General features: G+C 37.8%; 19 protein-coding genes and 2 riboswitches. Of the genes, 15 read left to right on the top strand and 4 right to left on the bottom strand.

From position 1 onward, the window contains the following. Positions 1–171: 171 nt before the first annotated feature. Positions 172–993, top strand: a complete 822-nt coding sequence (locus AC1D0Y_RS21300; protein WP_060745512.1) for an alpha/beta fold hydrolase — start codon at positions 172–174, stop codon at positions 991–993. Here AC1D0Y_RS21300 and AC1D0Y_RS21295 read toward each other — a convergent pair. Next, positions 979–1,620 (bottom strand): LysE family transporter, encoded by a 642-nt coding sequence (locus AC1D0Y_RS21295; protein ID WP_060745513.1) that lies wholly within the window; start codon positions 1,618–1,620, stop codon positions 979–981. The genes AC1D0Y_RS21300 and AC1D0Y_RS21295 overlap by 15 nt on opposite strands. Positions 1,621–1,772: 152 nt before the next feature. On the opposite strand from AC1D0Y_RS21295, the gene AC1D0Y_RS21290 reads away from it, so the two are divergent. From AC1D0Y_RS21290 to AC1D0Y_RS21270, 5 genes are all read left to right on the top strand, one after another. Beyond that, positions 1,773–2,540 carry a YqcI/YcgG family protein gene (locus tag AC1D0Y_RS21290; protein ID WP_060745514.1) on the top strand — a complete coding sequence of 256 codons (768 nt, stop codon included), beginning with the start codon at positions 1,773–1,775 and terminating at the stop codon, positions 2,538–2,540. Beyond that, complete coding sequence (locus AC1D0Y_RS21285) at positions 2,515–2,823, top strand: cupin domain-containing protein (protein ID WP_034651653.1); 309 nt, start codon at positions 2,515–2,517, stop codon at positions 2,821–2,823. The genes AC1D0Y_RS21290 and AC1D0Y_RS21285 overlap by 26 nt, the downstream gene beginning before the upstream one ends. Positions 2,824–2,844: 21 nt before the next feature. Then, on the top strand, positions 2,845–3,432 hold the full coding sequence (locus tag AC1D0Y_RS21280; RefSeq protein ID WP_060745771.1) for a cysteine hydrolase family protein: 588 nt from the start codon (positions 2,845–2,847) through the stop codon (positions 3,430–3,432). 90 nt (positions 3,433–3,522) lie between these two features. Continuing rightward, positions 3,523–4,014 (top strand): GNAT family N-acetyltransferase, encoded by a 492-nt coding sequence (locus AC1D0Y_RS21275; RefSeq protein ID WP_060745515.1) that lies wholly within the window; start codon positions 3,523–3,525, stop codon positions 4,012–4,014. 103 nt (positions 4,015–4,117) lie between these two features. After that, on the top strand, positions 4,118–4,486 hold the full coding sequence (locus AC1D0Y_RS21270) for a hypothetical protein (protein WP_060745516.1): 369 nt from the start codon (positions 4,118–4,120) through the stop codon (positions 4,484–4,486). Positions 4,487–4,521: 35 nt separating this feature from the next. Here the strand turns inward: AC1D0Y_RS21270 and AC1D0Y_RS21265 are convergent, their stop codons facing one another. Continuing rightward, a complete protein-coding gene (locus tag AC1D0Y_RS21265) occupies positions 4,522–5,961 on the bottom strand; it encodes an amino acid permease (protein ID WP_050689739.1) in 1,440 nt (479 codons plus the stop codon). A 102-nt stretch (positions 5,962–6,063) separates the two neighbouring features. Further along, positions 6,064–6,248, bottom strand: a riboswitch (Lysine riboswitch). 174 nt (positions 6,249–6,422) lie between these two features. After that, a riboswitch (TPP riboswitch) is annotated at positions 6,423–6,523 on the top strand. Between the two features lie 32 nt (positions 6,524–6,555). On the opposite strand from AC1D0Y_RS21265, the gene thiT reads away from it, so the two are divergent. The 7 genes from thiT (at position 6,556) to AC1D0Y_RS21230 (ending at position 14,543) form a co-directional block, all read left to right on the top strand. After that, the gene (gene thiT / locus AC1D0Y_RS21260; RefSeq protein WP_060745772.1) at positions 6,556–7,164 is read left to right on the top strand and encodes an energy-coupled thiamine transporter ThiT; all 609 of its coding nucleotides are present in this window, start codon (positions 6,556–6,558) and stop codon (positions 7,162–7,164) included. A gap of 156 nt (positions 7,165–7,320) precedes the next feature. Continuing rightward, positions 7,321–8,736 carry an ethanolamine ammonia-lyase reactivating factor EutA gene (locus AC1D0Y_RS21255; protein WP_028408361.1) on the top strand — a complete coding sequence of 472 codons (1,416 nt, stop codon included), beginning with the start codon at positions 7,321–7,323 and terminating at the stop codon, positions 8,734–8,736. Between the two features lie 26 nt (positions 8,737–8,762). Further along, a complete protein-coding gene (locus tag AC1D0Y_RS21250) occupies positions 8,763–10,133 on the top strand; it encodes an ethanolamine ammonia-lyase subunit EutB (protein WP_060745518.1) in 1,371 nt (456 codons plus the stop codon). A 14-nt stretch (positions 10,134–10,147) separates the two neighbouring features. Further along, positions 10,148–10,861 carry an ethanolamine ammonia-lyase subunit EutC gene (gene eutC / locus AC1D0Y_RS21245; protein WP_060745519.1) on the top strand — a complete coding sequence of 238 codons (714 nt, stop codon included), beginning with the start codon at positions 10,148–10,150 and terminating at the stop codon, positions 10,859–10,861. Between the two features lie 21 nt (positions 10,862–10,882). Then, on the top strand, positions 10,883–12,232 hold the full coding sequence (gene eat / locus AC1D0Y_RS21240; RefSeq protein ID WP_477707889.1) for an ethanolamine permease: 1,350 nt from the start codon (positions 10,883–10,885) through the stop codon (positions 12,230–12,232). Between the two features lie 140 nt (positions 12,233–12,372). Beyond that, positions 12,373–13,305: a TcaA NTF2-like domain-containing protein gene (locus tag AC1D0Y_RS21235; protein ID WP_060745521.1), complete on the top strand. Its 933-nt coding sequence runs from the start codon at positions 12,373–12,375 to the stop codon at positions 13,303–13,305. 47 nt (positions 13,306–13,352) lie between these two features. Next, on the top strand, positions 13,353–14,543 hold the full coding sequence (locus AC1D0Y_RS21230; RefSeq protein ID WP_477707888.1) for a TcaA NTF2-like domain-containing protein: 1,191 nt from the start codon (positions 13,353–13,355) through the stop codon (positions 14,541–14,543). Between the two features lie 53 nt (positions 14,544–14,596). On the opposite strand, the gene AC1D0Y_RS21225 is transcribed toward AC1D0Y_RS21230, so the two are convergent. Then, positions 14,597–15,592 (bottom strand): DUF3231 family protein, encoded by a 996-nt coding sequence (locus tag AC1D0Y_RS21225; RefSeq protein WP_060745523.1) that lies wholly within the window; start codon positions 15,590–15,592, stop codon positions 14,597–14,599. 334 nt (positions 15,593–15,926) lie between these two features. Here AC1D0Y_RS21225 and AC1D0Y_RS21220 point away from each other — a divergent pair, with 334 nt between their 5' ends. Together AC1D0Y_RS21220 and AC1D0Y_RS21215 are read left to right on the top strand one after the other, a co-directional pair. Then, positions 15,927–17,009 carry a tyrosine-type recombinase/integrase gene (locus AC1D0Y_RS21220; protein ID WP_060745524.1) on the top strand — a complete coding sequence of 361 codons (1,083 nt, stop codon included), beginning with the start codon at positions 15,927–15,929 and terminating at the stop codon, positions 17,007–17,009. Positions 17,010–17,151: 142 nt separating this feature from the next. After that, on the top strand, positions 17,152–17,586 hold the full coding sequence (locus tag AC1D0Y_RS21215; RefSeq protein WP_013083346.1) for a hypothetical protein: 435 nt from the start codon (positions 17,152–17,154) through the stop codon (positions 17,584–17,586). A gap of 36 nt (positions 17,587–17,622) precedes the next feature. Here AC1D0Y_RS21215 and AC1D0Y_RS21210 read toward each other — a convergent pair whose 3' ends face one another. Beyond that, a complete protein-coding gene (locus AC1D0Y_RS21210; protein ID WP_060745525.1) occupies positions 17,623–18,075 on the bottom strand; it encodes a MarR family winged helix-turn-helix transcriptional regulator in 453 nt (150 codons plus the stop codon). Positions 18,076–18,130: the final 55 nt, after the last annotated feature.

Here is an 18,130-nt window from a genome sequence, read left to right as displayed (position 1 = left end):
TGTCTAATATTTTTAAATTAAACTATGTTCTAAATAAACAATATAAAAGAATTTCCCTACTCATTATCCCAGATAAACATTATACATCTTCTACACAAGCCTCTAAGAAACTTTTGAATGTTCCAATTGTCCTACACATATATATAAAAGAACAACTAGGAGGTGTTATAGATGAACTACTTTATTCACGTAACTCCTAAGACTAAACTTTTTGTTCGAGATATTGGAAAAGGGGAACCCGTTCTTTTCCTTCACGGGTGGCCGGTTAACGCTAAAATGTACGAATACCAATTTACAACGTTGCCGGCCCGAGGTATTCGATGTATCGCTCCTGATCTTCGGGGATTCGGAAAATCAGATGCACCTTTCACCGGCTATTCTTATAATCAATTAGCGGATGATGTTCGCATGTTAGTAGAAAGACTGGAGCTTAAAAATTATACGCTCGTAGGCTTTTCTATGGGGGGAGCCATTGCCATTCGATATATGAGCAGACATTTAGGATATGGCGTGAAGAAGTTAATTTTATTAGGAGCAGCGGCTCCTAGTTTTATTCGAAAAACTGATTTTCCATATGGACTTCCTTCTGAAGAAGTAAATACAATTATTCAAAATACGTATAGAGATCGTCCTAACATGCTTGAAGAGTTTGGGAAAAAGTTTTTTAATCAGCCAACCAGTTCAGCTTTTAGAGGGTGGTTTCAAGATTTAGGTTTAGAGGCATCCGGTCATGGAACGATTAAAACTGCGGTGTCTTTACGAGACGAAGACTTACGGGAAGATTTAAGTCAAATTTTCGCTGAGACATATATATTACACGGGAAAAAAGATCAAATTTGTCCATTTGATCTTGCAAAAGTTATGAATCGTCATATTTCATTTTCTACACTTCTTCCATTTGAAAACAGTGGACACGGCCTTTTTTATGATGACCGTGAGAAAGTAAATGACACTCTTATTGAACTCATCGCTAAAAGCTCAGCCTACAAGTAAGGATATACATTTAAAACCGAACTGGCAGCCAAATAAAAAAAGTAAAAACCCGGCACCTAACGTAATGAAACGAAGAAGCTTAGGCGTGATAAATTTTCTTGTAAAATGAATGCTGCTGGCAATATTTAAATTCCAAAGAAGGATGCCAAAGATAATAAAGAAACTGTGAAAAAAGACAGATAGCCATGTTTGACTTTGGAGGCTTTCGCTTAAGCTTGACCCAAATACACCAAACCAAAACACAATATTTAAAGGATTCATAAGAGCAATGAAGAAACCTGTAAAAAACGACTTATCTCTTTTAATAGAGGGTTTATTTACATCTATTGAAAAGGAGCGAGAAACAGCTTGTTTCATACTTTGAAAGCCAACAAATGTGAGCATGACAAAACCAGTTGCATACAGGGTAACAGTAACAGCCTGCATCTGAACAAAAGGCGTTAACCCTATTAAAATGAGGAGCATAAATAAAATGTCGGCCGTCATGCCTCCTAAACCAACTAGCCAAGAAGCCCAAAAACCTTTCGTCAGGCCTTTTTTAATCATCTCTATATTAATTGGACCTACCGGTGCTGCGAGACTAATACCTAGAATTATTTGTTTTATAGCAATCAAAAACCACTCCACAAACACAGCCTCCTTTCTAACTTGTCCAATAGTAGCTTATATATATATAGATTAGAGTTTTATAATTTAGAAGCGACATTTAGTTAAAAATGCTCATAAACTTTCTTTTCTTTAATACACATGTAACGTTGAGTTCCATAAGGAGGGTTTTAATGGCATCAAAAATGCTTTTTCGAGCCAATGAGATTTTAGAGTCAACGCACGTCCCGTTTTGGGGAAAAGATGCTTTTCAATATTTCCGAAGCGATATATTATCAGAAGAAAATCCATTTCCTTGTATATTAGGGGTAGAAGGCTTTAAAAAAGATTTACTGCGGTTTTCATTTGTGACTACTCCTTATAACTACCAAGATATTAGGAATGCAGCGTCGGCACTTAGAGAATACATAGATACTTTTAAAACCATAGGTCGCTATACATCCTTTGTGTTATTCTTTAAGCCTGAACATAAAGAACGTTCAATGGAAGAGTACGAAACGATGTTTTGGGATACGTTGACGTTTCTTCATCAAATTGATCAAAAGAAATGGCCGCAAGACATTCCAAAAGATCCAAAAGATCTATTATGGGAATTTTGCTTTCACGGAGAACCTATTTTTGTCGTCTGTAATACGCCTGCTCATTCTTTACGTAAAAGCCGTAAGAGCAGGGGATTTATGATTACATTTCAACCTCGGTGGGTGTTTGAAGGTATGACAGGAGATTCAAAAATAGGGCGGCACGTACAAAAGGTGGTCCGCGATCGGTTAAAAACATATGATGACGTATCAGCTCACCCTGAGTTAGGATGGTATGGACAGCAGGAAAACCGAGAGTGGAAGCAATATTTTTTACACGATGATAACAACTATACTACCGGACAGTGTCCGTTTAAATTAAAAAGGAGTGAGCAGCATGGACGTAAAAAAAGCCTCTATTAAAAAAGGAGTTGGCGGAAAGTTTGAAGAAGTAATTAAAGAACTGCTTCCGGCGTATACTGGATACGTTGAAGTACAGCATGATATTGCTTTTCAAACGCACCCATCTCATACCCATCCAACTGATGAAATTCTTCATATACTTGAAGGATCTATTTACTTTACAGTTGAACATGATACGGTTCTATGTCAGGCAGGAGATCGGATACATTTACCGAAACAGACGGTTCATTCGTCAAAAGCCGGTCCTGATGGGTGCACATACGTTATTTCCATTTTAAAATAAAGATGAAAGAAGATGATGCTTATGCTACGTTCCCGGCCAGTGCTGCTGCTTATTGATGTACAAGAAGGATTTTATTCACCACAGTGGGGGGAAAGAAACAATCTAGATGCAGAAAAACATATGCTGACGCTACTGCAAGCATGGAGGCGCCAAGACTATCCTGTTATTCACGTACAGCATGCATCAGAAAATCCAGATTCTCCTTTACACCCCAGTTCGAAGGGGTTTCAGTTCAAAGAAGGGTTTGGTCCACAAGAAGACGAATACTTAATTCGCAAACACGTGAACAGCTGTTTCATTGGAACAGAGCTAGACAGTTATTTAAAAGCAAATGGTTATGATACGCTTATCTTAATAGGACTAACTACTAATCACTGCGTCTCCACGACTGCCCGCATGGCTGGAAATCTAGGGTACAGAACGTACGTTGTAAACGATGCAACAGCTTGCTTTGATGGTATGTCCTACGATGGAAAAACAAGGCTTTCTGCAGAAGATGTACATACATTCGCACTGTCTTCTTTGCATGAGGAGTTTGCGACGGTCGTTTCTACAAAAGAGACACTTCAAGTTCTTCAAACCTTTCAATATGCTCAAAATCACAACTGATGTGCATGTGCACATCGGTTTTTTATGTAGATTATGTTTATTAAAAGAAGTAAAATAAAGATAATTCTATACTATAAGGAGTTTGTACATATGATCATTCGTTATGCTAAAGAAGAAGATTTACCTATGCTTGTTGAAATTTATAACCAGTCTGTTCAAACAAGTGCTGCTACTTTTGACTTAACGCCTGTAACAGTAGAGCATAGAAGGAGCTGGTTTAATAATCATATTAGCAATGAACTTTTTCCGCTTATTGTCGCAGAAAAAGATGGGGTAGTAGCGGGCTATGCTTCGCTTTCTTCTTATCGAGATAAAGAGGCGTACATTCAAACGGTAGAGCTATCGATTTATATTGATAAAAACCAGCAGGGGCATGGCATTGGAAAAAAGCTTATGAAGCGAATTTTGGAATTAGCTAAAGAACTCAACCATCACGTTGTTATTTCAGGGATTACAAAAGGGAATGATATCAGTATCAAAATGCATGAGCAATTTAATTTTACATTTTGCGGAGAATTTAAAGAAGTAGGCTGGAAATTTAATCAGTGGCAAGATGTTCTTTTTTATCAGCTTATTTTATAAGATGTATGACACCTTTACACATTGTAACGTTTTAGTTTCATGTGTAAAGGTTATTAAAATAATAAGTCGTTTTATTATTTTAATACGAAAGGTGTTAGCTATCATGAATACACATTTTCAATATCAGTATCTAAGAGCTATTCCAAAAAGATGGTCAAAAAAAGAACTGCATATCCAGCTGAATAGAATCAAACACAACTCTGAACTATCTACTATAGCAGCAGATCCGCTTTTTTATCTGTTAGAATGTACCCATTCAGGCCTTCAAACTCAACAAGAAATCATAGACTACATCCAAAGCATTCCTACTCATCAACTTCCATCTTTTGTAACCCATTTAAGCAGGTTAATTCAGCATATTTATTATATAGAAGCTGCTGATTACTGTAATCGCCCCCTCAAAGGTTATATGCTTGTTATGAAAAATCAGCCCGCCTATATATCTCTTCATTTTGCTGATCAGATCACATAAAAAAGCTCTCTATTCAAAAGAATAGAGAGCTTTTTTTATTCGTATTTTTTTACTGTTACTTGGCATTCTTTTAACGGAATAAGTTTTGACTTTTTCGTCCATTTGTATCCTAACCAAACAATTAAGAATAAAGGAAGTCCGATATAAGAAACAAGTACACCGTACCAGTCAATCGAATCACCCGTAAACGCCGAATAGTTTTGACCTAAAATGACAACAGCACATAAAATAAAGGCAAAGATAGGACCAAACGGGAAAAGTTTTGCATGATATGGAAGTTCACTCAAATCATGACCTTGAGCAACAAATGCTCTTCTAAAACGATAGTGGCTGATGGCAATTCCTAACCAAGCAATAAAACCAGACATACCAGAAGCGTTAAGTAACCACGTGTATACCGCACCGTCTCCAAAAAATGAAGCACCAAATGCAAGTGTACCGACAAGTGCCGTTGCGATTAAAGCATTAACCGGAACGCCTCGTTTATTTACTTTTGCTAAGAACCTCGGTGCTTTTCCATCTTTTGCTAAGTTCCAAAGCATACGCGTAGAAGCATACATACCTGAGTTACCAGCAGATAAAACGGCTGTTAAAATAACGGCATTGATAGCTGATGCTGCAAACGCCAGACCTGCTCGTTCGAATATTAAAGTAAATGGACTTACCCGCACATCATCACTTGCTAATGAATCCGCTGTGTATGGAATAAGCATCCCGATAACAAAAATAGCTAAAATATAAAATAACAAGATGCGCCAGAAGACTTGTTTAACTGCGCGAGGAACCGTTTTTTCCGGATCTTCACTTTCTCCAGCTGCGACTCCAAGCAACTCTGTTCCTTGGAATGAAAAACCAGCAGCCATAAAAATACCTAAGACAGTAAAGAATCCACCGTGAATGGGTCCATCACCAAGCGTGAAGTTTTTAAAACCTGGTGCTTCATTGTTAAAGATACCAAAAATCATCATAATACCAATAACTAAAAAGATGATAACCGTTACTACTTTAATTAACGAAAACCAAAATTCAGATTCACCAAATCCTTTTACAGAAAGGTAGTTAAGCCCAAACATAATTAATAAAAACAGGGCACTCCATAAAATAGAAGAAGAGTTTGGGAACCAAAATTTCATAATAAGGGCTCCAGCCGATAATTCAGCGGCAATCGTAATAGCCCAGTTATACCAATAGTTCCAGCCGAGAGCGAAACCAAAGGATGGATCTACAAACCGAGACGCATACGTACTAAACGAACCGGCTTCAGGCATATAAGCTGCGAGCTCCGCTAGGCTGGTCATCAAAAAGTAAACCATGACACCAATGATAGCGTAAGCTAAAAGCGCTCCCCCAGGTCCTGCTGTGTGAATTGCTCCACCACTTGCTAGGAATAAGCCGGTTCCGATGGCTCCTCCTAATGAAATCATCGTTAAGTGGCGAGATTTCAACCCACGTTTTAATTCTTGCTGCTCTTGCATAGATAAATACTCCTTTCGAATGTACGGAAAGAGACGGGATAACATAAAAAAAGCCCGCAGTATATGTGCGCGCTTTTAAATCTGAAAACCGCGTCAACCTTCCGTGAAGATAGCTCTTCACATCACTCGCATGATGTGACAGTTCTGTTCCTGTTCGGAGACAGCCCCAGCTTAAATCAACCGAGAAGTGATCTAAACTTCGGCAATTTTTCCTTTCAAGCAACATCCTCAATGTTCTCTGCATTTCCGTTGCTTTACTATTAAAAACTGCGACCTCTACCTCATCGATTAGGATGAGGGTTTTTTATATTCATTTGACATAAAAGAAGTATACCAAATACTAAAACGATTGTCATTATAAAAAATAGATTCAGAAAATAGAAACATCTTTGAAATCTCTCGAATCTATTTTGTTACATATGATATAATGGATGTTGTCATAATACTACATAAATATCCGAACGTACCACAGGGGGAGCCGCCGTGCTGAGAGTGAACAAATTGTTCAGACCCTTCGAACCTGTTAGTTAACGCTAGCGTAGGAATGTGGGAATAGTAGCATATATTTGCTTACTCCTGTGTAAACCGTTTGATATGAATGATTCAAAAACAGGAGTGAGAAACGTGAATAAAGCATTACCTTTACAGGCTAAAATTGAAATAGCTATTTTTGCAGCATTGGCACTTCTACTTGATCTTTTGCCTTCCATTAAGATTGCAACGGCTGTGAGTATTTCGTTCTCCATGGTGCCCATTTTTATTATGTGCTTTCGCTGGGGAGTAAAAGGCGGGGCTCTATCTGGTCTATTATGGGGGCTTTTACAGTTGGCAACAGGAACAGCTTATATTTTAACAGCGCTGCAAACGTTTATTGAATATATTGTGGCTTTTGCTTTTATAGGTTTTGGAGGTATTTTTTCGCAATCTATTAAAACTAATTTAGCTAACAATAACAGATCAAAAGCTTTTGTTTTGATTATTTTATCCCTTATTATCGGCAGCTTCGCACGGTATTTCTGGCACTTTATTGCGGGTATTATTTTCTGGGGATCATATGCGCCAAAGGGCATGTCCGCTCTATGGTATTCTTTTTCAATGAACGGGATTTCAATGGTAGGATCACTAATAGCCTGCTTAATCATTCTTTCACTATTAATTCCATCGGCATCAAGAATGATTATAACTAAATCACACTCATCATAAGCAAAAAGACTAAATCTACCAAGATTTAGTCTTTTTTGTCATTTGTCACCTTTGTTTACACAAAAGTGTGTCAGGTTTGATAACATAGTTAGTGAAATATTCAAAAAACTGTTTTATGATAATCACCATATTCAAACGAGATAAGGGATTGATAGCATGCTACAGAAATGGATCACGAGCATAGGTTTAGATATTGGAACAAGTACAACAAAACTGATTGTAAGCAAGCTGTTAATAGCAAATCAACAAAATCAGTTTACGCTGCCAGGCTGTCAAATTATTGATCGTCGCGTAACGTATGCAAGTTCTATCTATACCACTCCTATGCTAAACGATGTTGAAATCGATGTTCAACGATTAACGGTACTACTAGAACAAGAGTATAAGAATGCAGGAATCTCCTTAGATCAAGTGGAGGCAGGTGCTGTGATCATCACAGGAGAAACGGCCAGAAAGAAAAATGCAGAAAGTATCGTTCACTATCTAGCCGAACATGCTGGGGATTTTGTTGTTGCAACAGCCGGCGCTGACTTAGAAGGAATATTAGCAGCAAAAGGATCAGGAGCAATCGAACGTTCTGCTGAAACAAATGCAGTAATTGCCAATATTGATGTAGGAGGAGGAACTGCTAACATCGCTTTATGTCAAAATGGAAAAGTTATAGAAACGTTTACACTGCATGTGGGAGGAAGATTAATTCGTCTGAATTCAGAAGGTTTTGTTACCTACGTTTCTTCTCATTTAACTGAATTTTTGAAAAATAATTCTTTAACACTGCGAGAAGGTGAAAAAGCAACATTTGAAAAGCTCTCGTCTATCTGTCAATTACTAGCTGAAGAAACCGTGAATTATGTAAATGCGCTGAATCAAAATTCCTCGCTGATCGTTTCTCCTCATACAAGATCTTCTATCCCCGAAATGATCATGGTTTCAGGAGGAGTAGGAGCAATGATGGAGAAGCAAAAGCCAAAAACAGTGAAGGAAGTGGCCATACATGGAGACGTTGGTCCGCTTCTAGCATATCATTTTCAATCCATCCAAGTATCTCAAGCCGCTGAGACAACGCGCGCTACTGTAATTGGGGCTGGTATGCAAAATACAGAAGTTAGCGGATCAACTGTATACATTGGGTCAAAGCGGCTGCCGTTAAAAAATATCCCGATTGTAGAGATACCTGTTCAGCAAGAAGAGAAATGGAATCCGCTGATGTTTCAAGAAAGAGCTCGAGCGGCATGTATGCAGGCTTCAACTATTTTCAGCGCAGAAGATCCCCCCGCTGCTATTGCTTTATCTCATTTTCCTTACTGCAGCTATAAGATGCTTCAAGAATTAGCAAAAGTAATAAGCGCTGAATTTATTGCTTGTTTTAAAGGAGCTAAGTGCCTCGTTGTTCTATGCGAGCAAGATATTGCAAAAGCTTTAGGACAAGCATTAGCTAAACAGAGGAAAGAGTTAGAAATTATTTGTTTAGATCAAATTGATTTTACACACGGAGATTACATTGATCTAGGGTTACCAGTAGCTGGAGAAGCGATCTCCGTTTCCGTTAAAACGCTCGCTTTTTCATCATAATCTACTAAATATACAAGGAGGAAACGATGTTTAAAACTACACGATTGTTAGGAGAAACATTTTCATTTTATAGCTTAAAAGAAATCATGGCCAAAGCAAACGAAGAGCGTTCTGGAGATCAGCTCGCAGGAGTTAGCGCTGAGTCAATGAAAGAACGAATGGCAGCAAAGCAAGTCCTAGCTGATATCACACTTGCTGATATCAGAAACTATCCGCTGCTCAGCGCAGATGAAGACAACGTCTCGGCATTAATCGAAAGTCAGATTGATTCATCTGTTTACGATATTATTAAAAATTGGACAGTAGGGGATTTAAGAGAATATATTTTATCCGATCAGCATAGCGGAGAAGACCTTCTTGCACTTAGCCAAGGATTAAGCAGCGAAATGATTGCGGCGGCTACTAAAATTATGTCCAATTTAGATTTAATTCAAGGAGCTGCCAAGATAGAAGTGCAAACTACTTGTCAAACGACTATCGGCCAAAAAGGAGTATTGGCTTCTAGAGCCCAGCCTAATCATCCTTCAGATAATTTAAAAGGAATGAGAGCATCTCTATACGAAGCGTTAAGCTATGGAATTGGAGATGCGGTTATCGGAATTAACCCTGTTATTGACACAACGGATAATATCTACGCGCTTTTAAATGAAACAAAAAATATAATCAACGAATGGTCAATTCCTACTCAAAACTGTGTATTATCACACGTAACGAGTCAAATGAGAGCAATTGAAAAAGGAGCATCTGCTGACTTGATTTTTCAAAGTTTAGCAGGTACAGAAGCTGGTAATGATTCATTTGGAATTTCACTGTCTATGCTCGATGAAGCGACAGCGTTAATTCATGAAAAAGGAACGGCAAAAGGTCCAAACCGCTGGTATTTTGAAACAGGACAAGGTTCTGAACTGTCAGCAGAAGCTCACTATAACATTGATCAAGTAACGCTCGAAGCCAGATGCTACGGCTTAGCTCGTCACTACAAGCCTTTCTTAGTTAATACAGTTGTTGGATTTATTGGACCTGAATACTTATATAACAGCAAACAAGTTCTACGAGCTGGGTTAGAAGATCATTTCATGGGTAAAATGCATGGCCTGCCTATGGGAGTAGACGTATGTTACACCAACCACATGGATGCTGATCAAAATGATATGGATAATTTAAGTATGCTTCTGGGAACAGCTGGAGTGAACTTTGTCATAGGAGTGCCCATGGCTGATGACTGCATGCTAAACTACCAGTCTCTTAGTTATCATGACATTGCAACGGTACGTAATGTGTTAGGGCGTACCCCAACGCCGTTATTTCAAAAGTGGCTTGAAGATCAGCGTATTATGGACAACGGGCACTTTACATCTAGAGCCGGAGACCCAACTATTTTTATGAATTTGATTTAAGGAAGGTGCTTACTATGATACCAAAGTCAAATCGCGATCCGCTTGAAACACTTAAACAATTTACCCCTGCCCGCATAGGTGTCGGCCGTACAGGAACAAGGCCGCTAACAAAAGACGTTTTATCTTTTCGCACGGATCATGCTGCAGCCGTAGACTCTGTATATGGAGTAGTTGCAGAAGATATTTTAACCGAGTTTAACCTTTTCTCTGTGAATACACGCGTGGAGTCAAAAGAACATTATTTAAAACGGCCGGATCAAGGAAGGTTATTAGCAGATAACGCTAAAAAAGAAATTTTTAAAAACTGCGTGGGTCAGCCTGATGTACAAGTAGTAGTCTCAGATGGACTGAGTGCCAAGGCAATCGAAGAAAACATAAGTGACGTGTATCCAGCTTTAATTGACTCCCTGCAATCATATGGACTTCATATCGGGACTTCATTTTTTGTAAAAGGGGGACGGGTTGCGTGTATGGATGAAATTGGCGAGATCATAAAGCCAAAAGCACTTGTGCTATTGATTGGAGAGCGACCTGGACTGGTCAGTGCTGAATCAATGAGTGCTTACATGTGCTATGAACCTAGCAAAGGCAAAAAAGAGTCTGATCGTATGGTCATTTCTAATATTCATAAAAGAGGGACGCCTCCTATTGAGGCAGCCGCACATATCGGTACCATGATTGACAAAATGATTAAGCAGCAAACAAGCGGTGTACATCTTATTGTCTAAACATCAAAAGGAGGAGAACGTATGGCGTTACAAAAACAATTAAAACCTATTCATTTATGGGCTATTTCAGTGGGCATGGTTATTTCAGGACAATACTTTGGGTGGAATTACGGGTTTGAACAAGGCGGGATTATTGGGCTTGCAATTGCAAGCCTAATTGTAACTGTGTTTTACACAACGTTTATGTTCAGTTATGCAGAGCTTTCAACATCTATCCCGCAAGCTGGTGGACCTTCAGCTTATGCAAGAAGAGCACTTGGACCTTTTGGGGGATATATCGCAGGAATTGCCTGCTTGCTTGAATTTATTTTTGCTCCTCCTGCTATTGCAGTGTCAACAGGAGCATACCTGCATTTTCTCATTCCAGCCGTTAACCCTGTATACGCAACGGTAGGTGCCTTTATTTTCTTTGTTTTATTAAATTTAATCGGGGTAAAAGAAGTAGCGGTGATTGAGCTTACAGCTACCATTGTTGCACTAATTGGTTTATCTATTTTTTATGTAGCTGGTTTGCCTCATGTACAAACATCGAATATTTTTAATGATTATTCATTTATTAACGGGCCAACAGGGGTACTAGCAGCTATTCCATTCGCTGTTTGGTTTTATCTGGCAATAGAAGGAGGAGCAATGGCAGCGGAAGAAGTGGAAAATCCTAAGAAAAACATTCCTAAAGGATTTATTGGAGCGATTATTACTCTAGCAACCGCAACGTTGTTTACACTATTTGTAACAGCAGGACTTGGCGGAGGAAGCGGGAAGCTAGCTGATTATCCACTTCCACAGGCGCTGTCTTCTGTATACGGAAACGGCATTTCAACGGTTGTTGCTATTATTGGATTATTCGGATTAATTGCTAGTTTAAATGGAATCATCATGGGGTTTTCAAGACAAACCTACGCGCTTGCACGAGATGGTTACTTTCCTAAATTTCTTGCCAAAACGAATAAAAAAGGAGTTCCTGTCGGCGGTTTGTTGATTCCAGGAGCAATCGGTGTGATTTGTGCTGGATCTGCCACGTTTGCCAATGCTCTTATTATCTTGTCTGTATTCGGAGCAATGATGATGTACTGCATCAGTTTAGTTTCTCTCTTTATTTTACGCAAAAAAGAACCTAACCTGTCCCGTCCTTTTAAAGTGAACTACCCGGTCGTGCCAAGCATTGCCTTAGTATTAGGGATTCTGTGCTTGTACAGCATCATAAAATACAGTGTTCTTACAACAAATTTAATGCTGTTTGGCGTTTCTCTACCTTTAATTTATGTGATTCTTGGAATTTTCCTTCTTTCAATTATTTACTATGTCTTTTATGGCTCTAGACAGCTCAAAAAAGAAGCAGCCAATTCATATCAAGAAGCATCCATTAAATAGGAAGAAAAACGGCTCGCTGTAAAGGCAAGCCGTTTTTCTTGTGAAATTAAAGGGTTGAGCGTTTTTTTGTAGAATGATATACTAGGTCTGTTTGTTGGAAGAATATACATACATTTATATTAGATAAAGAAGGGGCAATTATGATGAACAAACGTAATACAATCATTATCACGGTTGTTTCATCTATTCTGTTATCAGCCTGTCAGCAAGAAGAAACATTAAAAGACGGAAATACAATGATAGTAGAAAAAGATGCAAAAAAAGTACTAAACGAACCAAAAACACAGGTAGAAAGCATTCAATCGATTGATTTAAATAAAGAAGCAATGAGTGGGAAATTTATTACAGCCTGGATGACTGATTACTTTTCAGCGTTTGGAAAAGCAGTGGATCAAAACTCTTTTGATGATTTAAAAGCTTTTTTGAAAGCGGACAGTTCTTTTTATAAAGAGCAAAGTCTTCTTGTTGAAAATTTCACACGCCAAGGCATCGAGCAGAAGAAGCAAACGTTTCATATTGTCAATTGGTATGAAGAACCTAAACATGTGTTCAAAATACAAACCCACGAAGAAAGCTTATTAAAGCAGCCGGGTAAAGATCCTTATACTAAAATTTGTGACCGCCTTTATACAGCCGTTTATCAAAACGATACGTTAAAGTTATCGAGTGTAGAACCATTTGACTTTTCATCTAAACCAAATGCAAGCACTGAAACTCCCACTACACAAACAACAGATTTACACGACTACGATGGAAAATGGACCACTGGCAATGATAACGGATCTCCTATCATTCAATTTCTTGCTACATCCAACTCGGAAGCAACGATTAAAATAAATTCGTACCAGCCACCTAGCAAAATCCGCGTGTCAACCGTTGAACAAAAAAATATTCGCTTTGAAAATAACCAAGCAGCCATTGAATATGAAAATGATGGACAAGGAAATAAAGGAACCATTGTTATTACGCTCAAAGAAAATTCCATTTCATTACTTGCTAAAACAGATCAAAATAAAAAGGCAAAGTGGGGAATTCCAAGCGGTGATTACGTGCTCGATACGTTTGAGAATTAAAGATCATTTTAAAAACAGACTAAATTCGGCATTGAGGAGGACACCTTATGCATAAAAAATGGACGATTGCATTCGTTCTACTGCTGCTAATGGTTTTGACGGCCTGTGAAGAAAAAGAAACAGTTAAGTTATCCAAACCAACCGAACCTTCCTCAGATGAAGTGATTCCAAAAGATCAAGCTAAGTCATCTCTTCCGCCTGATCTTGTATCAGAAAAAAAAGCAGAAAAAACTGCGGTTGAGACGATGAACAAAATTTCAAGTACCTATAAAGAATTAGGCGAAGAGTACGAATGGGAAAACGAATCTAACCCTGCTGATTATGAAACGCTAAAAAAAGCGTTAACACCATACGCAACTTCATCTTTAATTGCAACGAAGCTAAAAAGTATTTCTACTAATTATTACTGCAAAGAATGCAATATGAGCTTTTTTCCTGATGTAACTCATCTGATTCGATTTGAACTTATTAACAATCATGCTGGGCAATTTTCGATCTCGGCTATTGAGCCAATTAGTAAAGAAGGAAGCGGCGGACTGACCATTTACATGAATTTTAAATACGTTAATAAGAACTGGAAGTTAAATGAGTGGGATGAAGTTACCTATCATCAAAAATACCTCAACATTACGGCCGATGAATATATCGAATACGTAAAGTCAATTAATCCTTCTAGTGATATTTCATACCAAGGTAAAACGACCCGCACAAATGAAAAAGGTGAAAAGGAAAAAATCTTGGTTTTCAAAGAGAATAATAAAACGTATGGCATCAGCAAAAACAGCTCTCAGCGAATCGACGATTTTAAAGAAGATGAAAAAGAAAAAGAAGAGAAGGAAGAAAAAGATTTTAATTTAAAAAACATCCAAAAAGTTGATCAAGAAACAGCGGATATTTTTATTGAACATTATTTACGAGATTTAACAAAGTCCATTAACACGAATAAATTTGAACACGTACAGCCTTATATCCAGCGGGATAGTGTTTTGTGGAATGATCAAAAGCAGCTTGTGAAAATGCTGTACGAAAGAGACATTCGAGAAGAACTCATTGATTATTCAGTATTGGACGTGGAATCTGTGAGTGAAGAAGAGGGCGAAGCGGTCTATACAATTCAAACGAAAGAAGTCATTTCAATTACAACGAACGGTCAAAGTCAGGAAAAAGAGTATTATCGAACCTATACCGTTTCCTACAGCAATAAACAGCTGCACCTGACTAAAATTGAATCACTTTAAAAAACATCACGCTCTGCGTGATGTTTTTTATTTACAGATAAGTTCGTAGGATATCAAGATAATTCTTTCCGATCATCTGCTCTTGGCAGTTTTTCGATCCATCCTTTTTTGATCATTATTCGGCCAAAAGAAGAGATGGTTTTTAAATCCCTTAAAATAGAAGCATCACAATGTCCGGCTACGTCTATTCTCATACTAGTTATCATAGCTGCAGCATAATATGTAGTAGCTAAATGAAACAAAAATCCCGCATGAAATACCATTAGTTTATCAGAAAATGGGGCTACGTCAGAATTTGTAATTTCAGCATCCATCAAGCGTGGAGACTGCAGGTTTTCTTGTTGAAGTAAGGAAGAAAAAATGTTTATATTCTTACTGGCTGTGTGCAAACATTCTTCCATAAAGCTATGGATATCTTTATCTTTCGTTACCTGTTTGAAGCCAATCACAAGCGCTTTAGCTGCGATACTCTTTTTTAAGTTAAAATAAATATTTCCAGCTTCCATTGAGTTCAACTGTCTTTTGTCTCCGAATAGGTCCATGACATATCCCCATTCTGTAATCGAGTGACCTCTTTCTGTTTTAGAAAAGTAGGGAGATCGTTGATAAATACCTTTTGATATAAGAATTTCAATAGATTTATTATAAAGATCCATCGCATCAATATTGCATTGATAATAATGGTCACGTATATCTTTGCGTGCTGAAACACTAAAAGATATACTATATCCAGCCAACCCGTGCATGGTCATTTCGTGTATATATACTAACCAAAAGGTGTCCGTAAACAAAGGAGGAGCATCTAGATTTACATCTTTATCAGTAAAGCCGATCGGCAAATCTAATTTTTCAGCTTTAAAAATATTTCTAAGCACGTGCAAATGTTTTTCAGCCAGTTCTAAAGTAAATTCAAAAAGAGAATAAACCTCAGAATCTTTAACCTTTGCTAACACATATTTACTAATACAAACAGACATGGTGTCTTGGATGTATTGTGCCCATAAACTTGTAATTTCTGATGACGTCAATCTATTTTTCTGATTATCCAAATTCGGTACCTCCAATTATTACTTAAACTCCTACTAGTGTTCCCAAAACATTGCTGTCTAACACAATCAAAATCCTTTAGTTAACTAACGCAAGATAACTCTTCCTTATCAAGCGTTCGTATGATAAAGTAGATAAATAAGCAGAAAACAGAATTATTTTTACATATAATGGATGTTTTATTAAAATCTTTTAAAAACGGCTTTTTAAATTGAGTTTTGAGAGGTTTTTAAAAACTTTTAATGGTATTTGTTGCGAATTGATGAAAATTCGTTATATAAAATCCTGGATCGTTTTAAAGGGATATCTTTGTTTTTAATCATTAGGAGGGGTAAAATGGAAGAATTTGAATTGTCTCCTGCGAAAAATTCGTTTCGCCAGCTAAAAGAGCAGTGGGAAGAGGCAGAGCTGTTAGATGAAGATAACAACTTAAATTTAAAGCACGTTTCAGATGAAGAATTTATTCAGCTCTTTTTTTCAATGCGTATTATCAAAAAATCACTTTCTCCTCATACAATCAGATCTTACAATCAAGACATGAAAACGATTCTGTCTTTTTTCTATGAACGAGAGATTACATTAAAATCGATTGGATTTATGGAAGTCAAATTATTTAATGAAGAAATGATGAATCAATATGCCAATCGCACCGCTGCAAGAAAACTAGAATTTTTTAGAAGAATGCTAGAGTTTGGACACGCTACTCATTTTTATCCTTCGCTGTATACGACGTGGATTGAAAAACCATCTATTGCAAAAGGGCATTACAGCGACAAGGAAAAACAAAATCGCACCGAGTACCGAGAGCTAACCGATCGCGAAGCCCAAGTAATTGTAAATGCGTTAGAATCCGTCGTGCGCATTCGCCAGCATGAAAAGGAATACAAAGCGCGCAACCGCTTAATGGGAATGCTTTTGTATATGAGTGGAATGCGTTCAAGTGAACTGCTGAGTTTAAATTGGGGAAGCTTCCGAGAAGACCGCCGCGGAAATTTGGTTGTAGATGTGATTGGTAAAGGGAAAAAAGAACGCACGATCCCTGTGTTTGATGATGTGAAAGAAACACTTTTCGCTTATCGGCAAGCGTTAAATGAAAGCACTGGACTAAGTCCTTTTGATACCGAACCGCTTTTTTACTCCATTAAAGAATACTATCGTACCGGCGAAAAAAAACGATTATCCTATACAACTTTGTATCGAACGATTAAATCAGCTGTTTATAAAGTAAAAGGAAACGCATCTATTTCTCCTCATTGGTTTCGTCATACCTTTATTACAAACAGTTTAGCTAATGACGTTCCGCTTGCGGTTGTGAAGCAAGTAGTGGGGCATTCTTCTATTGCTACAACGAACGTTTATCTTGAAAAACTTCAAGAGGATACGGTATACGACGCTTTTCGGAAATCGGGCTATCGCTAATTACTTATAATATTTTTATGTAAACTAAAAACAAATATATTTTCATTTTTACTGCTTATGCGTATGAAATAAGTTGGATAAATGAATAAGTTACTTTTCCTACAATATAATGGTAGAAAGTCGATAAAGGAGGGAGCTACCTATGACGGCTAAACATCCGCTTCACTACCATTTCGGAGAAGTAACGGAGCTTTTTCATTACATATATGAAGTTTGTGAAACAGCAGGTATTTATATTGACTGGAGCGGAACAGCCCAAACCGTTCAGCTATACCGAAGCAAAGAGTCTTTTTTATCGGGAGAACGCTATATCGGAGCTATTCAGTATGAAGGAAGCAATCAGTTTCAAAAAAGGTGGCCTTCTACTGTCAGCTTGAGGTTTCGACGTGCGAACTTGTCGTTTATTTTAAAATATTGTTTAGAACAAATTGAAGACTACCGCAAAGATACGAACAAAGAACCCTTCATTAATCCAAACGCAGAATCCATCGCTTTTAAATTCACCTCTTTAACAGATGAAACCAAACAAGTGATTTCAAAAATTAAAGAAGTACTATGCATCGCCAACTACGTATAAAACCCCGCAGAATTTTACCTGTGGGGTTTTGGGTATTTAACGCAGGTCTTCTGCGTCTTGAAGCAATTGTTCGGCGCGGAATTCAAGTTTTTGTAAAGTGTCGGTATAAATTTTCACCTGCTGCTCGTTTAGCTGGGATGTTAATTCGGAAAATACCTGTTCTACAGCAGGCGTCACTTCTGTTTTTAAACGCAGGCCGTCTTCTGTTATTTGAATAAAAAACGAGCGGCGATCTTCTGGGTTTCTAACACGCTGAATCCAATTTTGTTTTTCTAGTAAATCTAAAATTTTAGTCAGCGTCGCTTGATCTTTATCTGCTCGCTCAGCTAATTGCTTCTGCGTACTATATTCAGCTTCTGATACGCGTTTTAAAACGGTCCACTGTTCTGGCGTAATTCCAAAAGGACGCAAGCGTGCGGCAACCACTCTGCTTAAGCGCTTACTTGTACGAACTGTGGGAATGCCGAATATTTCTTCTAACGATTCCATATAAAACCTCCTGCATACATACCTGCTGTGATTATATCAGCTCTTTTAATTTCTG

The sequence above is a fragment of the Priestia sp. P1_B12_1 genome, from assembly GCF_056406695.1.
Note: the sequence above shows the minus strand (reverse complement) of the source record. Positions and strands in the feature narration are given on the sequence as shown.

Excerpts from the sequence above, each read along its gene's own strand:
- AC1D0Y_RS21300 (WP_060745512.1), top strand. The coding sequence starts at position 172 with ATGAACTACTTTATTCACGTAACTCCTAAGACTAAACTTTTTGTTCGA.
- AC1D0Y_RS21290 (WP_060745514.1), top strand. The coding sequence starts at position 1,773 with ATGGCATCAAAAATGCTTTTTCGAGCCAATGAGATTTTAGAGTCAACG.
- AC1D0Y_RS21285 (WP_034651653.1), top strand. The coding sequence starts at position 2,515 with ATGGACGTAAAAAAAGCCTCTATTAAAAAAGGAGTTGGCGGAAAGTTT.
- AC1D0Y_RS21280 (WP_060745771.1), top strand. The coding sequence starts at position 2,845 with ATGCTACGTTCCCGGCCAGTGCTGCTGCTTATTGATGTACAAGAAGGA.
- AC1D0Y_RS21275 (WP_060745515.1), top strand. The coding sequence starts at position 3,523 with ATGATCATTCGTTATGCTAAAGAAGAAGATTTACCTATGCTTGTTGAA.
- AC1D0Y_RS21270 (WP_060745516.1), top strand. The coding sequence starts at position 4,118 with ATGAATACACATTTTCAATATCAGTATCTAAGAGCTATTCCAAAAAGA.
- AC1D0Y_RS21265 (WP_050689739.1), bottom strand. The coding sequence starts at position 5,961 with ATGCAAGAGCAGCAAGAATTAAAACGTGGGTTGAAATCTCGCCACTTA.
- thiT (WP_060745772.1), top strand. The coding sequence starts at position 6,556 with ATGAATGATTCAAAAACAGGAGTGAGAAACGTGAATAAAGCATTACCT.
- AC1D0Y_RS21255 (WP_028408361.1), top strand. The coding sequence starts at position 7,321 with ATGCTACAGAAATGGATCACGAGCATAGGTTTAGATATTGGAACAAGT.
- AC1D0Y_RS21250 (WP_060745518.1), top strand. The coding sequence starts at position 8,763 with ATGTTTAAAACTACACGATTGTTAGGAGAAACATTTTCATTTTATAGC.
- eutC (WP_060745519.1), top strand. The coding sequence starts at position 10,148 with ATGATACCAAAGTCAAATCGCGATCCGCTTGAAACACTTAAACAATTT.
- eat (WP_477707889.1), top strand. The coding sequence starts at position 10,883 with ATGGCGTTACAAAAACAATTAAAACCTATTCATTTATGGGCTATTTCA.
- AC1D0Y_RS21235 (WP_060745521.1), top strand. The coding sequence starts at position 12,373 with ATGATGAACAAACGTAATACAATCATTATCACGGTTGTTTCATCTATT.
- AC1D0Y_RS21230 (WP_477707888.1), top strand. The coding sequence starts at position 13,353 with ATGCATAAAAAATGGACGATTGCATTCGTTCTACTGCTGCTAATGGTT.
- AC1D0Y_RS21220 (WP_060745524.1), top strand. The coding sequence starts at position 15,927 with ATGGAAGAATTTGAATTGTCTCCTGCGAAAAATTCGTTTCGCCAGCTA.
- AC1D0Y_RS21215 (WP_013083346.1), top strand. The coding sequence starts at position 17,152 with ATGACGGCTAAACATCCGCTTCACTACCATTTCGGAGAAGTAACGGAG.
- AC1D0Y_RS21210 (WP_060745525.1), bottom strand. The coding sequence starts at position 18,075 with ATGGAATCGTTAGAAGAAATATTCGGCATTCCCACAGTTCGTACAAGT.